Source organism: Sporofaciens sp. St.21A7 (assembly GCF_059728535.1).
Genome location: NZ_BAAGFN010000001.1, coordinates 1,790,386 through 1,807,591, shown reverse-complemented (window position 1 = coordinate 1,807,591; position 17,206 = coordinate 1,790,386). Strand labels below are relative to the sequence as shown.

The window sequence follows — 17,206 nt, the reverse complement described above, 5'->3', positions numbered from 1 at the left end:
GAGTTTTAGTTGTGCATAGAAAAGGATGATGATAATAATATGAAAACAAAACGTGAAGATGTAAGGAATATTGCGATTATCGCACATGTAGACCACGGAAAAACCACGCTGGTAGATGAACTGCTGAAACAAAGCGGGGTATTCCGTGAGAATCAGGCGGTGGAAGAACGGGTAATGGATTCCAACGATATCGAGCGGGAACGGGGAATCACGATTCTGTCCAAGAATACTGCCGTCTATTACCATGGAACCAAAATCAACATTATCGATACGCCGGGACATGCGGACTTCGGCGGCGAGGTAGAGCGGGTGCTCAAGATGGTCAACGGAGTAATCCTGGTGGTAGACGCTTTTGAGGGAGCCATGCCCCAGACAAAATTTGTCCTTAGGAAAGCCCTGGAATTAAGCCTGCCGGTCATCGTATGTATCAATAAAATCGACCGCCCGGAGGCAAGGCCCAATGAAGTCATCGACGAGGTTCTGGAGCTGTTCATGGATCTGGACGCCTCCGATGAGCAGCTTGACTGTCCCTTCGTCTATGCTTCTGCCAAGTCCGGGGTAGCCGTCTTAGACTTGACAGACGAGGAACGGGACATGAAGCCGCTCTTCGAGACGATCCTTGACTATATCCCGGCTCCTGAGGGCGACCCAAAGGCAGATACCCAGGTATTGATCAGTACCATTGATTATAATGAATATGTGGGACGGATCGGTATCGGGAAAGTGGATAACGGAACCATCAAGGTAGGCATGGATGCGGTAGTGGTGAACGAACACGACCCTGACCGCCAGGAAAAAGTACGGATCAGCAAATTATATGAATTCGACGGATTGAACAAAGTGGATGTGAAGGAGGCTTCTATCGGTTCCATCGTGGCAATCTCCGGAATCGCAGACATTTCCATCGGGGATACCATCTGCTCGCCGGAGAACCCGTCTGCAATCCCCTTCCAGAAGATTTCAGAACCCACGATTGCCATGCAGTTCATCGTCAACGACAGTCCTTTCGCGGGATTAGAAGGGAAATATGTCACCTCCCGGCATCTGCGCGACCGCCTGTTCCGGGAACTGAATACGGATGTCAGCCTCCGGGTGGAAGAATCCGACAGCACCGACAGCTTCAAGGTATCCGGGCGCGGGGAACTGCATTTATCCGTATTAATAGAAAATATGCGCCGGGAAGGATATGAGTTTGCTGTCAGCAAGGCAGAAGTACTATATAAAAAGGACGAAAACGGCAAGCTGCTGGAACCTATGGAAACTGCCTATATCGATGTCCCAGATGAATTTACCGGGACTATCATTGAGAAATTAAGCCAGCGGAAAGGGGAACTACAGAACATGGGAACCTCCAACGGCGGTTATACGAGGCTTGAATTCCTGATCCCTGCCCGAGGCTTGATTGGATACCGCGGGGAATTCCTGACCGACACCAAGGGGAATGGGATTATGAACACAGCATTTGAAGGGTACGCTCCTTTTAAGGGCGACATCCAGTACCGCAAGAGCGGCTCCTTGATTGCGTTCGAGACAGGAGAATCGGTCACTTATGGGCTTTTTGGCGCACAAGAGCGGGGAATCCTCTTCATCGGGCCTGGTGAAAAGGTCTATTCTGGTATGGTCATCGGGCAGAATGCCAAGACGGACGATATCGAAGTCAATATATGCAAGACCAAGCATCTGACCAATACCCGCTCTTCCAGCGCGGACGAGGCGCTCCGCCTGACTCCGCCGAAGATTCTAAGTTTAGAGGAAGCGCTGGACTTTATTGACACAGACGAATTACTGGAAGTCACCCCAAAATCACTTAGGATTCGCAAGAAAATCTTGGACCCTAAGATGCGGAAACGAGGAAACAGATCATGACGTTTTTATTTCTTTTGGAGGGGATACGGACTCCCTTCCTGAATCAACTGATGCAATTCATTACCTATTTCGGGCAAGAACTGATTGTCATAGCGGTTATCTGCACATTTTACTGGTGTGCGGATAAACGCTTTGCTTATCTATTGGGCTTTACCTATTTTACGGCGGGTCTGGGCGTGCAGGCGTTGAAAATCACATTCCGTATCCCCAGGCCATGGATTTTGGACCCAACATTTCAGCCGGTAGACAGCGCCGTTTCGGGAGCAACCGGTTATTCCTTCCCAAGCGGCCATACCCAGAGTGCGACTTGCCTCTTCTACCCCCTGTCCCTCTATGTTTCCCGGAGATGGGTCAGGCTTATGTGCGTCACCGCCTTTCTGCTCATCGGATTTTCCAGAATGTATTTGGGATGCCACACTCCGAAAGACGTCTTGGTGTCTATGGGCCTGTCCCTTGTGGTTTCCACTGTCATCTGGAAATTCCAGTCGGTATTGCTTGACGACACCCGGTATCTGAAACAGATTGCCGCTGTCTTAGTATGCCTGTCTCTGGCAACTGCTGCTTATTCTCTGTTTCTTAATGGTAATGGCGTCATTGAGACAAAGTATGCCATGGACTGCTGCAAGGCTGCCGGGGCGGGGCTTGGCTTTGCTGTAGGCTGGTATGTGGAGCGGACGAAGTTGAATTTCGACACACACACCGGCAGAATGTGGACGCAGATTCTAAAGCTCCTGATTGGGCTTACTGCCGCACTTCTGCTGAAAGGAGGTTTTTCATTGATATTCGGAAGTTCCATCTTGGCAAAGATGTCCGAATACTTTATACTGGTATTATGGGTAATTGTAATTTATCCCTGTATATTCCAAAGAGTGTCTTTATTTCAACCGTATTAGAAAGGAAAACCCTATGCAGCAGATTATCGCCCGTTTTTTAAAGAGAGTCACGGAAGTCCTGGAATTCGTTATTTCTATTATATTAGCGATTGGAATCGTCCTGCTCTGCTTCCGTATGATCGGCGCCATGAGCAACATCCCGAACCTTGAGGTATGGCCCAATTATGACGATCTTCTCGAGACCTGTTTTAACCTTATCATCGGCGTGGAGCTAATCCGCATGATGTACTACCATACGCCGGATACCGTTTTTGAGGTTCTATTGTTTGCCATCGCGCGCCAGATTATCACAGACCACTCTTCTATCTGGGGGAGCTTGGTCGGCGTCACCGCCATTGCAGTTTTATTTGCCACACGAAAATACCTCTTCTGTGAGTTTGATATTTCAGACGCTATCCTTTTCCGTGCAAGCGCAAAGGTCAAGTCCATTAACAGGCTTTTGAACCTGGGTATCCCCCATGAGCCAAATGAAACCCTCATGGATGTGGTAAACCAAAAGCTGGCGGAAAATGAACAGACTGCCCGTGTCGGCGCATGTGTATACTTCCATGACTGCGGTCTGAGGGTCGCCAAACTTCACGACGAAAAAATTTCAAGAATTGAGGTAATTCGTTCTATACATTAGTAATCAAACGTGATATACTACATATATCAGATAGATTACCAGTCGGACTAATAATTATCAGACTAATCTTTTTGAAATGCGATCGAAAAGGAGTTGGGCAGAATGAAGTTTATCATTATTGGAAAGAACATCGAGGTAACAGAGGGCTTGAAGGAGTCCGTACAGAACAAGCTGGGCAAATTAGAGAGGTATTTCACCTCTGACACGGAGATTCATGTGACATTGAGCGTACAGAAAGGGCGTCAGAAGATTGAGGTGACGATTCCTGTCAAAGGCGATATCATCCGCTCGGAACAGGAAAGCAACGATATGTATGTCTCCATTGATCTTGTAGAGGAAGTAATCGAACGCCAGCTTAGAAAATATAAGAACAAGCTGATTGCAAGGCATCAGGAAGGCGGTAACTTCAAGCATGAGTTCTACGAAGGAGAAGAGACTTCCGAGGATGAGAACCAGATTAAGATTGTCCGTACCAAGAGATTCGGCTTCAAACCCATGTATCCGGAGGATGCCTGTGTACAGATGGAGCTGTTAGGACATGACTTCTATGTATTCTGCAATGCGGAGACTGATGAAGTGAATGTTGTGTACCGCAGAAAGAACGGTTCCTTCGGGCTGATTGAACCAGAATTTTCATAGGTACAAGTCCGGGGCGTCAGGTATAATGCGTAAGTTTAAAATTGGGGGATTTGTTTCGTAGAATATGTATGTTTAAGAATTTCCTTGCCGGCAGTTTTAAAACTGCCGGTTTTTATTGCTATACTATCTGCATCTTCCCGTCTATCTTAGCAAGATAACACGGCTCTCCCTCCTGCAGGACAGCCTGTCCGTTCGTTCCTTCCGTAATCTCGACCTTTACCGCCGCGCCTTCTTTCAGAGATACCAGCGCCTCCATCTCCACCTTATCGGTATAGACGGTATCCAACACGGTGATTCCTCTCTGCCCCAATAGATACTGGATCTTCCCCAGCCCCGTGTAATCCGTCGTAATCGAAAGCCGCATACCAGGGATTTTATTTATGACGGCCGACGCCGACAGCCCTTCCTTCGCCGCCGCCCCATATGCCCGAACCAGGCCGCCGGTTCCAAGCAGCGTGCCTCCGAAATACCGGGTGACTACAATTGCCGCATTGGTGACCCCTTCCCCTGACAAGACCTCCAGAATCGGCTTCCCCGCCGTCCCGCCCGGTTCCCCGTCGTCGCTGAACCTCTTTATCTCTCCCCGCTCCCCGATGATATAGGCATAACAGTTGTGCCTTGCATCCCAGTATTTTTTTTTCATAGATTCGATAAATTCCTCCGCTTCTTCCTCTGAGGAGACGGGAACCACGTTCGCTATAAACCTGGATTTCTTCTCCGTAATCTCCCCTTCTCCGCCTCTGTAGACCGTCTTATATTCTGGCAACATCTTATCATCCTTTCCTTAGTAGTTCCTTATTATTACATTCTTATATACTACTATAACGAATTTCTTAAGATTTTCCTACCGAAATATGAAGTTTTCATTTTTTTCTTTATTTCGCCAGATTTGTTTGCTATAATAACGAGGTATAAAGGAGGCTTCACATATGAACTATGGTAAGAAAAAAGCTTCACAAAAGCAAAAAAAAATAACGTCTAAGTCTACCATGCAGGGGAAGCGGATTGGCGTACGGCTTTTTAAGGCATTTCTTCTCTGCCTTATCGTAGTCGGGGTCACAGGAGTCGTTGGAGTCGGCGTATTTGCCAAGAAGATCATCGACGACAGCCCGGAGATTTCTCCCGATAAGGTGAAACCTAAGGGTTTTACTTCTTTTGTATATGCAGATGACGGCACCACCGAGATTGCACGTTTCGTTAAATCCGGCGCAAATCGTACGTCTAAGTCCATCTCGGAGATTCCAGAGGATTTACAGCATGCCATTGTCGCAATCGAGGACGAACGTTTTTATGAACACAACGGAATCGACCTGCAGGGAATCATCCGTGCAGGAGTGATCGGACTTACCTCTGGAGATTTCTCTCAAGGTGCCAGTACGCTGACACAGCAGTTGATCAAAAATAACCTCTTCGATTTTATGAATGAGGATACCTTTTACGACTCTGTGAAGCGTAAACTACAGGAACAGTATCTCGCAGTCCAGATTGAAAAGCAGATGGACAAGGACGCCATCCTGGAGAGTTATCTGAACACCATCAACCTCGGTCAGAACTGTCTGGGCGTACAAGCCGCTGCCAAGCGGTACTTCGGCAAGAACGTGAACGACCTGACGCTGTCGGAATGTGCCGTTATCGCCGGTATTACCCAGAGTCCATCGCGGCTAAACCCTATCTCTAACCCAGAAGGGAATGCGAAACGACGGAAGAAGGTACTGGACGATATGCTGGAACAGGGGTATATCGATCAGGCTGCCTACGATGAAGCAATGGCGGATGACGTCTATGCCAGAATCCAGTCCGTCAACAGTGTTACGAATGAAAGCAGTCCCTATAGTTACTTTGTGGATGCACTTGTTTTACAGGTGATCGACGACCTGATGGGGCAGCTGGGATATACCGAGACGCAGGCTTACAACGCTGTATACAGCGGAGGCTTGAGCATTTACTCGACCCAGAGCCTTTTGATGCAGCAGATCTGTGATGAAGAGGCGAATAACGATGCAAACTATCCGAGTCTGAAAGAATACGGCTTGGACTGTGCGATTACCGTAACCCGTGCGGACGGGACTGTAGAGAATTACAGCTCCGGTCACATCAAACAATATGCAAAGAATGCATACGGTGATTCACAAGGTCTTGTCTACTCCAGTGAGGAAGCTGCGCGGGCCATGGTAGAAGAATGGAAATCAACGATCGCCAGAGAAGGCGACACCTATGATGAAAACATCAATATCACACCTCAGCCGCAGTCTTCGATAACCATCATCGACCAGAACACCGGTCAGATTAAAGCGATGGTCGGCGGTCGGGGAGCCAAAGAGACCAGCCTTGGACTGAACCGAGCCTATCAGGGTTCAAAGAGACAGCCTGGTTCCTGCTTCAAGCCTCTTGCCGCATATGGACCCGGAATGGATTCCTGCGGGAAGACACTTGCCACCGTAATAAAGGACGAGCCTTATACTTTAAGAAACGGCAAGGTGTTGAGGAACGCCAATGGCCGTTACGGCGGCGATACCACCATCCGCAAGGCGATTACCTGGTCTAATAACGTATGTGCAGTCAAGTTAAGCGATGAGATTACCCAGCAGTTAGGTTTTGAATACTGCGAGAAATTCGGCATCTCCACGTTGGTCAAGAGCAAGACTACGGAGGCGGGCGTATTTAGTGACCTAGATAACCAGACCCTCGCACTGGGCGGTCTGACAGACGGCGTCTACAATTACGAGATTTGCGCGGCATATGCGACGATCGCAAATGGCGGTGTCTATAACTCGCCTACCTTATACACTAAGATATTAGATCACGATGGCAACGTGCTGTTAGAAGGAATCGGGGAAACCCGTACTGTAATCAAAGATAGTACGGCAGCGCTTCTTACAAGCGCCATGCAGGATGTTGTAAACGCCGGTACTGGCTCACGGGCACAGCTCCCCAATATGCCTGTTGCGGGCAAGACGGGTACCACAAGTGATAATAAGGATATCTGGTTCTGTGCATATACACCGTATTATACCTGTGCTGTATGGAGCGGATATGACGATAACAAGGAATTAACGAATACCGTCTACCATCTGCAGCTCTGGAAAAGCATTATGAGCAGGATTCATGCGAATCTGGAACGAAAGGAATTCACTATGCCGCCGTCTGTGGAGCAGAAAACCGTTTGTTCCATCAGCGGTATGCTCGCCGTGCCTGGAAGCTGTCCGGGGATTACGGAATATTTCGCTACCGATATCTTGCCGACGGAACGATGCACTGGGCATGGGTATAGCTACGAGGAAGGAGAGGAAGGGGAAACCGAAGAGGATAACCGGGATTATTCCTTGGATATTCCGGACGATCCGGATCCCACAATTCCAGATCCTGACCAATCGGCGACTCCGGATCTGCCGGATCCCGACCAATCGGCGACTCCGGATCTGCCGCCGCCGGATGCGAATCCGGATACACCTCAACAGTAAAGAACTCTACAACAAGAAAATACCGACAGAGAGTCAACATATCTCTGCCGGTATTTTTACTTGTGAATATTTTATAAAATCAGCTTCGCCGCTCCACAGATTCCCGCATCATTCCCTAACTCTGCCAATACAAACTTCGTCTTCTTATTGGCAAAGAACGCTTTCTCCATAAAATATTTTTCGATATAACCAAGAAGAATGTCTCCCGCCTTGGACACCCCTCCGCCAATCACGATTGCAGAAGGATCGGTCACAGCCGCAAGGTTCGCCAGAGCATGCCCAAGATAAGAGCCAAATTCTTCCACGATCTCCTCAGACATCTGGTCGCCTTCTTTCAGCGCATCAAACACTGCTTTTGCATCCACCTTATCTACACTGCGAAGCGCAGATTCCTTATCATCCTTCTCAAGCCGCATCTTCGCAAGACGGGCAATCCCGGTTGCCGACGCATACTGCTCTAAACACCCATGATTCCCACAGCCGCACCTGGCCGTCTCTTCATAATTCACACAGAGATGCCCTATCTCACCGCCTGCACCGTTGGCTCCAATCAACGGCTGCCCATTCACGATGACGCCTCCGCCGACACCCGTGCCAAGCGTGACCATAATCATATTCTTATTCCCTTTCCCGGCGCCTAGCCACATCTCTCCAAGAGCCGCCACATTAGCGTCATTGCCTGCCGCAACCTTCATGCCAGTCAATTCTTCCATCTCACGGCTCACTTCCTTGTATCCCCATCCCAGATTCGCCGTTTTCTGCACAACCCCATTTTCATCCACAGGAGCCGGAATCCCGATTCCGATTCCCGATATCTGGGAATCGTCAAGCCCCTTCTCCTCCATCTTCTTTTTCAAAGCTTCTGCCACGTCTGGAAGGATTGCTTCTCCCCCGTTCTCGGTACGGGTCTTAATCTCCCACTTATCGACCAACTCCCCATCTGTCTGAAAGAGTCCGATCTTCACCGTAGTCCCACCGATATCAACACCAAAACAATAATTCATCCTCTTGCCCTCTCTTACTATTTTTTCGTTAGGTTCCGTTGTACCCTCTTATACAATTCCTGTGCGGCATTGTATCCCATCTTCTTCTGCCGGTAGTTAATCGCCGCCGTCTCCACAATGATTGCCAGATTTCGTCCCGGACGGATGGGGAGCTGATGGCATACGATTTTATTTCCCAGAAATTCCGTATACTCCTCCTCCATGCCCAGACGGTCATACTTCTTATCCTTATCCCAGTCTTCCAGCGTAATCACCAGATCGATATTCTGGGTTTCGCGCACACTCTGTACACCATACAGCGTCTTGACATCCACAATACCGATTCCCCTAAGCTCAATAAAATGCCTCGTGATATCCGGCGCAGTTCCTACCAGCGTCGCATCGCTGACCTTGCGGATCTCTACCACATCGTCGCTGACCAGACGATGCCCTCTCTTGATCAGCTCAAGCGCAGCTTCGCTCTTTCCAATCCCGCTCTCGCCCATAATCAGGACTCCGACACCATAGACATCCACCAAGACACCGTGGATTGAGATGCACGGAGCCAGTTCCACATTCAACCAGCGGATAATCTCCGCCGTAAACTGGGCTGTCTTCTTCTCCGTATTAAAGACCGGGATATTCGCTTCTTCCGCCATCTCAAGCAACATCTGTTCCGGCTTTAAACTCCTTGAAAATACAATACATGGAATGGGATAGGACAATAACTGGGTATAAATCTCCCTCTTATGATCCTCATCCATCTTTTCCAGAAATGTATACTCCACATACCCGATCAGCTGTACCCGGTCAGAATCAAAATGTTCAAAATATCCTGTAAGCTGCAGCGCAGGACGGTTAATGTCCGGAATCCCAAGAGTCTTATCCCCAATATCCACATTGGGCGTAAGATTCTTCAGATCCATCTTCTCCACAACTTTTTTCAGCTCAACTCTACCTGCCATACTCTTCTCCTTCCCAAATTTGTAACCAACTAAGGCGGCTGTCTGCCGCCCGCATATTCTGCACAGCAGATTTTTACCTCGCTAAGATTATATCACATCAATGGAAAAAGTCATAGACATCCTGTGCAGATTTTTCATTCATTGACGGAAGTTCCTTTAACTGTTCCACCGTGGCATTCCGGATTGCATCAATATTTTCAAAGTGCCGCATCAAATCCTTCCTCCTTGCCGGCCCCACCCCTTTAATATCATCCAATATAGAATGTACCTGATTCTTTCCCCTAAGCTGCCGGTGGAACGTAATGGCAAACCTGTGGGCTTCATCCTGAATCCTGGTAATCAGCCGGAAACTCTCGGAATTCTTATCGATTGCAATCTCTTTATTCTGATAATATAACCCTCTGGTACGATGGTTGTCGTCCTTGACCATGCCGCACACAGGAATGTTAAGCCCTAGCTGATCCAATACCCTGAGCGCAACATTCACCTGTCCTTTTCCTCCGTCCATAAGAATCAAATCCGGGAATGCAGTAAATCCCCCTATATCCTTTCCTTCTTCCTGCTCCCGCATCCCATGCTCAAAACGGCGGGTCAGGACTTCCTCCATGCTGGCATAGTCGTCCGCCCCCTGAACTCCCTTGATTTTAAACTTGCGGTAATCATTGCGTTTTGGTTTCCCCCTCTCATACACCACCATAGAGCCCACCGATGCAAACCCGCTGGTATTCGAGATATCAAACGCCTCCATCCGCAGGATTCCCCTAAGTCCCAGCATTTTCTCCAGCTCCTTCACTGCCCCGATGGTCCTGCCCTCCTCGCGCTTTAGCCGTTCCTTGTCCGTACTTAATACAAGGGCCGCATTCTTACCGGCAAGCTCCACCAGCTTCTCCTTCGTCCCCTTCTTAGGAATCCGTAAATGTACCCGATGTCCCCTCCGATTTGTCAGCCACTCTTCGATGACCTCCATATCTTCCACAGTCTCCGGCAGCATCAGCTCGGCAGGTATATACGGCGTCCCTGCATAGAACTGCTTGATAAAACTGGACAGAATCTCGCTCTTTGTCTCTCCCTTCACGATTTTAAGATAGAAATGGTCCCTTCCAATCAACCTTCCGCCCCGGATGAAAAAAACCTGGACCACCGCATCCTCTTCCTCCACTGCCACGGCAAGGATGTCCCTGTCGTCTCCCGCCGTATCCGTGATTTTCTGCTTCTGGGCAATCTTCCGGACGCTGGCAAGCAGTTCCCGGTACTCGATTGCCTTCTCAAATTCCATGGCCTCCGACGCCTCCTGCATCTTCTGCTCCAACTCCTTTAAGATCACATCATAATTCCCGTTCAGGAAATGAACTACCTCCTGTATGGACTGACGGTAATCTTCCCTGGAAATATACCCCTGGCACGGCGCCTTGCACTGGTGGATATGGTAATTCAGGCAAGGTCTTTCCTTTCCGATATCCTTAGGCAGTTTCCGGTTGCAGCTTCGGATACAGTACAGTTTCCGTATCAGCTCAATGGTATCCTTAACAGCCCCAGCACTGGTGTAAGGGCCAAAATATTTTGCCTTATCCTTCACCATTTTTCTGGCCAGCATGACCCGCGGGAAGGGTTCGTCTACCGTCACCTTAATGAACGGATAGGATTTATCATCCATCAGCATGGTGTTGTATTTGGGGCGGTGTTCCTTAATCAAGTTACACTCTAATACCAAGGCTTCCAGCTCTGAATCTGTGACAATATACTCAAACCGGACAATGTGCGTCACCATCTGCTCAATCTTTGCGCCCTTATTGCGGCTGCTCTGGAAATACTGCCGGACACGGTTCTTTAAGCTGATAGCTTTGCCCACATAGATGATGTCGTCCGTTTCATCATGCATAATGTATACGCCAGGCCTTCCCGGCAATTTCTTTAACTCTTCCTGGATATCAAACATAGGTACTCCTTCTTGCAATCGAGTAGGAAGAGCCATCTTCCCCTACTCAGCCCGCGGCCCGTGCGCCGCCTCAGCGGCATATTTTCTCTGCACGCGTCTGCGCATAAAAGCCCGGAACGACTAAAGTTCCCGGGCTTTCTATTATATGTTTTCTTCTGATATATCTTCTTCTGATACGTCTTCTTCTGTCTCTACCGGATTCATCGCAATCCTCTCTTCGCTCTTCTCTTTCTTGTCTTCCGGATTGATTCCTTCTACTTCATGGAAAATCTCCATGAATTCTTTTCCGGTAATCGTCTCTTTCTCAATCAGGAACGCCGCAATCTTATCCAGCGCCTTCCTGTGGCTGGCAAGAAGTTTCTTGGCCTCCCCGTAAGAATCCTTCAAAAGCTTCATCACTTCCCGGTCAATCTCAGACGCCGTCTTCTGGCCGCAGTTTGAGACTGCCCTTCCGTCCAGATATCGGTTCTGGATAGACTCAAGTCCAATCAGGCCGAATTTCTCGCTCATACCATACTGGGTAATCATGGCTCTTGCCACCTTCGTAGCTTTCTCGATATCGTTAGAGGCTCCTGTCGTTACGGTATCAAATACAATCTCTTCCGCCGCGCGCCCTGCCAGCAGACCTACCAGCATTGCGTCCAGTTCCTTCTTGGTATTCAGGAACTTCTCTTCCTCCGGCGTCTGCATCACATATCCCAGCGCCCCCATGGTCCTCGGCACAATGGTAATCTTCTGCACCGGCTCAGCATCCTTCTGCAATGCGCTCACCAACGCATGGCCGACCTCGTGATAGGAGACGATTCTTCTCTCCTCCTGGCTCATAATACGGTCTTTCTTCTCTTTTCCTACCAGCACGACCTCCACAGCCTCAAACAAATCTGCCTGGGACACGGCAGTCCTGCCATTCTTGACGGCATTAATCGCCGCCTCGTTAATCATATTGGCAAGGTCGGAACCTACTGCGCCGCTGGTCGCCAGCGCGATTGCCTCCAAATCTACCGTCTCATCCATGCGTACATCCTTGGAATGTACCTTCAGGACATCCACCCTTCCCTTTAAATCCGGCTTCTCCACGATAATGCGCCGGTCAAACCGTCCCGGACGAAGAAGCGCCGGGTCCAGAATCTCAGGACGGTTGGTAGCCGCCAGAAGCACAAGCCCCTTGTTGCTCTCAAACCCATCCATCTCCGCCAAAAGCTGGTTCAGGGTCTGTTCCCGCTCATCATTGCTGTTCAGCTGATTATCCCGGCTCTTTCCAATGGCATCGATCTCGTCAATAAATATAATACAGGGAGCCATCTGCTGCGCCTGCTTGAACAAATCCCGTACTCTTGACGCCCCCACGCCAACATACATCTCCACAAATGCAGAGCCGCTCAGGGAAAAGAACGGCACCTTCGCCTCACCGGCAACCGCCTTGGCAAGTAACGTCTTACCGGTTCCCGGAGGCCCCACCAGAAGCGCGCCCTTGGGAAGCTTCGCGCCCACGCTGGTGTATTTCCCAGGATTATGCAGGAAATCTACCACTTCCTGCAAGGACTCCTTCGCTTCATCCTGCCCTGCAACATCCTTGAAGGTAACGCCGGTCTGCTTCTCCACATACATCTTGGCGTTGCTCTTGCCGATTCCCATCATTCCGCCGCCCTTCGCCATCTTCCGGGTCATCCAGACGAAAACGCCTACCAGCACCGCAATGGGCAGCAAGGTAAGAAGCGTCTGCGCCACAACGGCAGAAGTAGTATCCGGAATCTGCTGGCTGAACTTCACGCCTGCCTTGTCAAGACGCTCCGGCAGGGAATCATCCCTGACTACCCCGGTATAGTATTCCTTGGCAATCTTCTGCCCCTTCTCTTTCTTTTCCGTAATCACGATACGTGTACTGTGGATGACGACTTCCTCCACCTTCTTATCGTCTACCATCTCAAGGAATTCATCGTAACTAATCTCGTTATCATCACCCATTCCCTGAAACTGGAACAATGCCATGACCATGATCGACGTAACCAGCGTCACCAATATGACAAACGATAAGCCCTGCTTATTATTTCTATTATTATTCTGATTCCTGTTGTTCTGGTTATTATTATTCTGGTTGTCCATCTTCTTCCTCCTGTACTACCCTTTCATTATACGGAGAGCCTGGCCGGAAATCAATACAAACATTACCTGTGACTGATTTTTTAATGCTTTTTATGGAATTTTTACAATTAAATTGTTTTTCATTACAATTTATGTTAATATCAAATCAGTTCTGGACATTGATAATAATATATTTACCTGGGTAGCCGGGGGACGTGCTCTCACCCAATCCGAGATCCTGTCGGAAGGTGGTGATTATTATGAGTACATATGAAGAATTTATGATTCTGCTGACTTTTGCGTTAGTGATAATCGGAATTCTGAATCTGAAAAGTAAGAAATAGCCGTCCTGCTCTCTGCAAAGTAGACGGCTATTTCCTTATAGTTTTGTTGTAAATCTTCGCCGGGTTGGGTGAGCTGCAATCACCTTCCGGCTATCCTGTTAAATATATTATAACCACATTTAATAAATATGTCAAACATTTTCCAACCATTCGCACATCTTCCTTTTCTCTTCCGAGATTACCGGCACGTGTGATTGCCGCGGAAAAATAAGACAAGTAAGGGGAATCATCTATGAAAATCGGATTTGACAATGAAAAGTATCTCAAGACACAATCAGCCCATATCCGGGAACGTATCGAGCAATTCGGGCAGAAGTTATATCTGGAATTCGGCGGTAAATTATTCGACGATTACCACGCTTCACGAGTTCTTCCCGGTTTCCAGCCGGACAGTAAGCTTAGGATGCTGAAACAGCTTTCCGACCAGGCGGAGATTATCATCGCCATCAGCGCAGAGGATATCGAAAAGAACAAGGTCAGGGGCGATCTTGGCATCACCTACGACTCCGACGTGCTTAGGCTGATGTCCGCATATCAGGAACAGGGACTTTACGTGGGAAGCGTCGTGATCACCAAGTATGGCGGCCAGGAAAGCGCAACTCTCTTTAAAAGCCGGCTGGAAAAATTAGGGATCAAGGTATACCGCCATTTCGTCATTCCCGGTTATCCCTCCAACGTACCCTATATCGTAAGCGACGAGGGCTACGGAAAGAACGATTATATCGAGACTTCCCGCCCTCTTGCCGTCGTGACCGCCCCTGGTCCCGGAAGCGGCAAGATGGCAGTCTGCTTATCCCAGCTCTATCAGGAACACCGGCGGGGAATCTCCGCGGGCTATGCCAAGTTCGAGACGTTCCCCATCTGGAATATCCCGCTGAAGCATCCGGTGAACCTTGCTTATGAGGCTGCCACAGCAGACCTGAATGATGTGAATATGATTGATCCCTTCCATCTGGAGGCTTACGGGCAGACTACCGTTAATTACAACCGGGATGTAGAAATCTTCCCTGTGCTGAACGCCATGTTCCAGCGCATTTACGGTGAAAGCCCCTACAAATCTCCTACCGACATGGGGGTAAATATGGCGGGAAACTGCATCTGCGATGACGAAGCCTGCCGGGAGGCTTCCCGGCAGGAAATCATCCGGAGATATTATGACTCCTTAAAGCGGCTGCTGTTCGGCACTTGTTCCGATTCTGAGGTCATGAAGATTGAGATGCTGATGAATCAGGCCGGCATTAATGTACACGACCGTCCGGTGGTGGATGCGGCGCATAGGCGTGCCGAAGAAACGAACGGACCTGCCGCAGCGCTTATGCTCCACGACGGACGCATCATCACAGGCAAGACTTCTAACCTGCTGGGAGCTTCCGCCGCCCTTCTTTTGAATGCACTGAAAGAGCTGGCAGGACTCGACCATCAACGCCATGTCATTTCCCCGGAGGCAATCGAACCCATCCAGAGGCTCAAAACCCTTTACCAAGGCAGCAAAAATCCCAGGCTCCATACGGATGAAGTCCTGATTGCCCTCTCGGTCAGCGCGGCGACAGACCCGGCGGCCAGGCTTGCATTGGAACAGCTTCCCAAGCTAAGGGGCTGCCAGGTCCATACCTCTGTTATGGTAAGCTCCGTGGATATGAAACAGTTCAAAAAATTATCCATCCAGGCGACCTTTGAGGCGAAGTACGAAAAAAATTCTGTATTTTTTGGCGGGAAAGGTGTATAATGTGTTTATTTAGGAGGACATTATGGCAGTAAAATATGTATTTGTAACCGGCGGGGTCGTTTCAGGCCTTGGAAAAGGAATCACAGCCGCATCCCTCGGACGGCTTTTGAAGGCGCGAGGATACACTGTGACCATGCAGAAATTCGACCCTTATATTAACATTGACCCCGGAACCATGAATCCGGTCCAGCACGGCGAGGTGTTCGTGACCGACGACGGCGCGGAGACTGATTTGGACCTGGGACATTATGAGCGTTTCATCGATGAGAGCCTAAGCAAGAATTCCAACGTCACCACTGGAAAAATCTACTGGTCTGTTCTGCAAAAAGAACGGCGGGGAGATTTCGGCGGAGGGACGGTTCAAGTCATCCCCCATATTACGAATGAGATCAAAAACCGATTCTACCGAAATCCTTCCGCAGAACATACGGAGATTGCCATTATCGAGGTAGGCGGAACGGTAGGCGACATTGAGAGCCAGCCATTCTTAGAAGCAATCCGCCAGTTCCAGCACGAGAAAGGGCATGAGAACGTAATTCTCATTCATGTTACATTGATTCCTTATCTGCGCGCATCCCAAGAGATGAAAACCAAGCCCACACAGGCAAGTGTGAAGGACTTGCAGGGAATGGGAATCTGGCCGGACATTCTTGTATGCCGTTCCGAGCATCCGCTTGATATTGGGATTAAGGACAAGATTGCCTTATTCTGCAACGTGCCGTCTGGCCATGTACTTCAAAATCTGGATGTTGAATATCTGTACGAAGCTCCGTTGGCAATGGAAGAAGAGAATCTGGCCGGTGTTGTCTGTGAATGTCTGCACCTTGACTGCCCGGAACCGGATTTGAAGGACTGGACGGAGATGGTAGATTACCTGAAACACCCCAACACGGAAATCACAATCGCATTGGTAGGCAAATATATCCAGCTCCACGATGCATATATCAGCGTGGTGGAGGCGTTGAAACACGGCGGTATTTTCAGCCGTGCCACCGTGAATATCAAATGGATTGATTCTGAGACTGTGACTGCCGGAAACGTAGACGCCCTCATGCAGGATGTCAGCGGGATTCTTGTCCCCGGCGGTTTCGGGCATCGGGGGATTGACGGAAAATTAGAGGCAATCCGGTACGCCCGCACCCACGGCGTCCCATTTCTGGGACTGTGTCTTGGAATGCAGCTCGCCATCGTGGAATTTGCAAGAAACGTGCTGGGATATAACGACGCCCACAGCGCAGAATTAGACCCTAACACCACTCATCCGGTCATCCATATCATGCCGGAACAGATTGGGGTGGAAGATATCGGCGGCACTCTGCGCCTTGGCTCCTATCCCTGTGTCCTTGATGAGAATTCCAAGGCATATCAGATGTACGGAACCAGAGAGGTCCGGGAACGGCACAGGCATCGCTATGAAGTCAATAATGATTACCGGGAAAAACTTACAGCCAATGGCATGAAGCTCTCCGGGCTGTCGCCAGACGGGAATATCGTGGAAATGATTGAGATTACGGAACATCCCTGGTTCATTGCCACACAGGCGCATCCGGAACTAAAATCCCGCCCAAACCGCCCGCATCCTCTGTTCCGCGGATTTATTGAGGCTGCGCTCAAATACCGCGGCTAACATTATGCCTGAACTGAAAACAAATGCATAGACAGATGAAAAAGGGGGATTGCCGGAAA

At 49.2% G+C, this 17,206-nt stretch carries 12 protein-coding genes; 7 read left to right on the top strand and 5 right to left on the bottom strand.

Annotation, left to right across the window (positions count from 1 at the left end; translation table 11 throughout):
* Positions 1-39 precede the first annotated feature (39 nt).
* The 4 genes from typA to hpf all read left to right on the top strand — a co-directional run bounded on the left by typA (position 40) and on the right by hpf (position 4,023).
* Positions 40-1,866: a translational GTPase TypA gene (gene typA / locus AC6I3O_RS08840; RefSeq protein ID WP_497850578.1), complete on the top strand. Its 1,827-nt coding sequence runs from the start codon at positions 40-42 to the stop codon at positions 1,864-1,866.
* Entirely contained in the window at positions 1,863-2,759 is an 897-nt protein-coding gene (locus AC6I3O_RS08835) for a phosphatase PAP2 family protein (protein WP_497850577.1), read from the top strand. The genes typA and AC6I3O_RS08835 overlap by 4 nt, the downstream gene beginning before the upstream one ends.
* Positions 2,760-2,772: 13 nt before the next feature.
* Positions 2,773-3,384: a transporter gene (locus AC6I3O_RS08830; RefSeq protein ID WP_497850576.1), complete on the top strand. Its 612-nt coding sequence runs from the start codon at positions 2,773-2,775 to the stop codon at positions 3,382-3,384.
* A 102-nt stretch (positions 3,385-3,486) separates the two neighbouring features.
* Positions 3,487-4,023, top strand: coding sequence for a ribosome hibernation-promoting factor, HPF/YfiA family (hpf, locus tag AC6I3O_RS08825; protein WP_497850575.1), 537 nt, complete (start codon positions 3,487-3,489; stop codon positions 4,021-4,023).
* A gap of 118 nt (positions 4,024-4,141) precedes the next feature.
* Here the strand turns inward: hpf and AC6I3O_RS08820 are convergent, their stop codons facing one another.
* Complete coding sequence (locus AC6I3O_RS08820) at positions 4,142-4,792, bottom strand: YigZ family protein (protein ID WP_497850574.1); 651 nt, start codon at positions 4,790-4,792, stop codon at positions 4,142-4,144.
* A gap of 160 nt (positions 4,793-4,952) precedes the next feature.
* Here AC6I3O_RS08820 and AC6I3O_RS08815 point away from each other — a divergent pair, with 160 nt between their 5' ends.
* Positions 4,953-7,484, top strand: coding sequence for a transglycosylase domain-containing protein (locus tag AC6I3O_RS08815; RefSeq protein ID WP_497850573.1), 2,532 nt, complete (start codon positions 4,953-4,955; stop codon positions 7,482-7,484).
* Positions 7,485-7,555: 71 nt separating this feature from the next.
* Here the strand turns inward: AC6I3O_RS08815 and AC6I3O_RS08810 are convergent, their stop codons facing one another.
* The 4 genes from AC6I3O_RS08810 to ftsH all read right to left on the bottom strand — a co-directional run bounded on the left by AC6I3O_RS08810 (position 7,556) and on the right by ftsH (position 13,471).
* Positions 7,556-8,488 carry an ROK family glucokinase gene (locus tag AC6I3O_RS08810; RefSeq protein WP_497850572.1) on the bottom strand — a complete coding sequence of 311 codons (933 nt, stop codon included), beginning with the start codon at positions 8,486-8,488 and terminating at the stop codon, positions 7,556-7,558.
* Positions 8,489-8,505: 17 nt separating this feature from the next.
* The gene (gene hprK / locus AC6I3O_RS08805) at positions 8,506-9,432 is read right to left on the bottom strand and encodes an HPr(Ser) kinase/phosphatase (protein WP_497850571.1); all 927 of its coding nucleotides are present in this window, start codon (positions 9,430-9,432) and stop codon (positions 8,506-8,508) included.
* A gap of 97 nt (positions 9,433-9,529) precedes the next feature.
* Positions 9,530-11,368 (bottom strand): excinuclease ABC subunit UvrC, encoded by a 1,839-nt coding sequence (uvrC, locus tag AC6I3O_RS08800; protein ID WP_497850570.1) that lies wholly within the window; start codon positions 11,366-11,368, stop codon positions 9,530-9,532.
* A gap of 141 nt (positions 11,369-11,509) precedes the next feature.
* Positions 11,510-13,471 (bottom strand): ATP-dependent zinc metalloprotease FtsH, encoded by a 1,962-nt coding sequence (ftsH, locus tag AC6I3O_RS08795; protein WP_497850569.1) that lies wholly within the window; start codon positions 13,469-13,471, stop codon positions 11,510-11,512.
* A gap of 555 nt (positions 13,472-14,026) precedes the next feature.
* Between ftsH and AC6I3O_RS08790 the strand changes: the two genes are divergently transcribed.
* The gene (locus tag AC6I3O_RS08790; protein WP_497850568.1) at positions 14,027-15,520 is read left to right on the top strand and encodes a DUF1846 domain-containing protein; all 1,494 of its coding nucleotides are present in this window, start codon (positions 14,027-14,029) and stop codon (positions 15,518-15,520) included.
* A gap of 22 nt (positions 15,521-15,542) precedes the next feature.
* Entirely contained in the window at positions 15,543-17,147 is a 1,605-nt protein-coding gene (gene pyrG, locus AC6I3O_RS08785) for a CTP synthase (protein ID WP_497850567.1), read from the top strand.
* The last annotated feature ends 59 nt before the right edge of the window (positions 17,148-17,206 follow it).

Coding starts and splice junctions, on each gene's coding strand:
- typA (WP_497850578.1), top strand. CDS start 40: ATGAAAACAAAACGTGAAGATGTAAGGAATATTGCGATTATCGCACAT.
- AC6I3O_RS08835 (WP_497850577.1), top strand. CDS start 1,863: ATGACGTTTTTATTTCTTTTGGAGGGGATACGGACTCCCTTCCTGAAT.
- AC6I3O_RS08830 (WP_497850576.1), top strand. CDS start 2,773: ATGCAGCAGATTATCGCCCGTTTTTTAAAGAGAGTCACGGAAGTCCTG.
- hpf (WP_497850575.1), top strand. CDS start 3,487: ATGAAGTTTATCATTATTGGAAAGAACATCGAGGTAACAGAGGGCTTG.
- AC6I3O_RS08820 (WP_497850574.1), bottom strand. CDS start 4,792: ATGTTGCCAGAATATAAGACGGTCTACAGAGGCGGAGAAGGGGAGATT.
- AC6I3O_RS08815 (WP_497850573.1), top strand. CDS start 4,953: ATGAACTATGGTAAGAAAAAAGCTTCACAAAAGCAAAAAAAAATAACG.
- AC6I3O_RS08810 (WP_497850572.1), bottom strand. CDS start 8,488: ATGAATTATTGTTTTGGTGTTGATATCGGTGGGACTACGGTGAAGATC.
- hprK (WP_497850571.1), bottom strand. CDS start 9,432: ATGGCAGGTAGAGTTGAGCTGAAAAAAGTTGTGGAGAAGATGGATCTG.
- uvrC (WP_497850570.1), bottom strand. CDS start 11,368: ATGTTTGATATCCAGGAAGAGTTAAAGAAATTGCCGGGAAGGCCTGGC.
- ftsH (WP_497850569.1), bottom strand. CDS start 13,471: ATGGACAACCAGAATAATAATAACCAGAACAACAGGAATCAGAATAAT.
- AC6I3O_RS08790 (WP_497850568.1), top strand. CDS start 14,027: ATGAAAATCGGATTTGACAATGAAAAGTATCTCAAGACACAATCAGCC.
- pyrG (WP_497850567.1), top strand. CDS start 15,543: ATGGCAGTAAAATATGTATTTGTAACCGGCGGGGTCGTTTCAGGCCTT.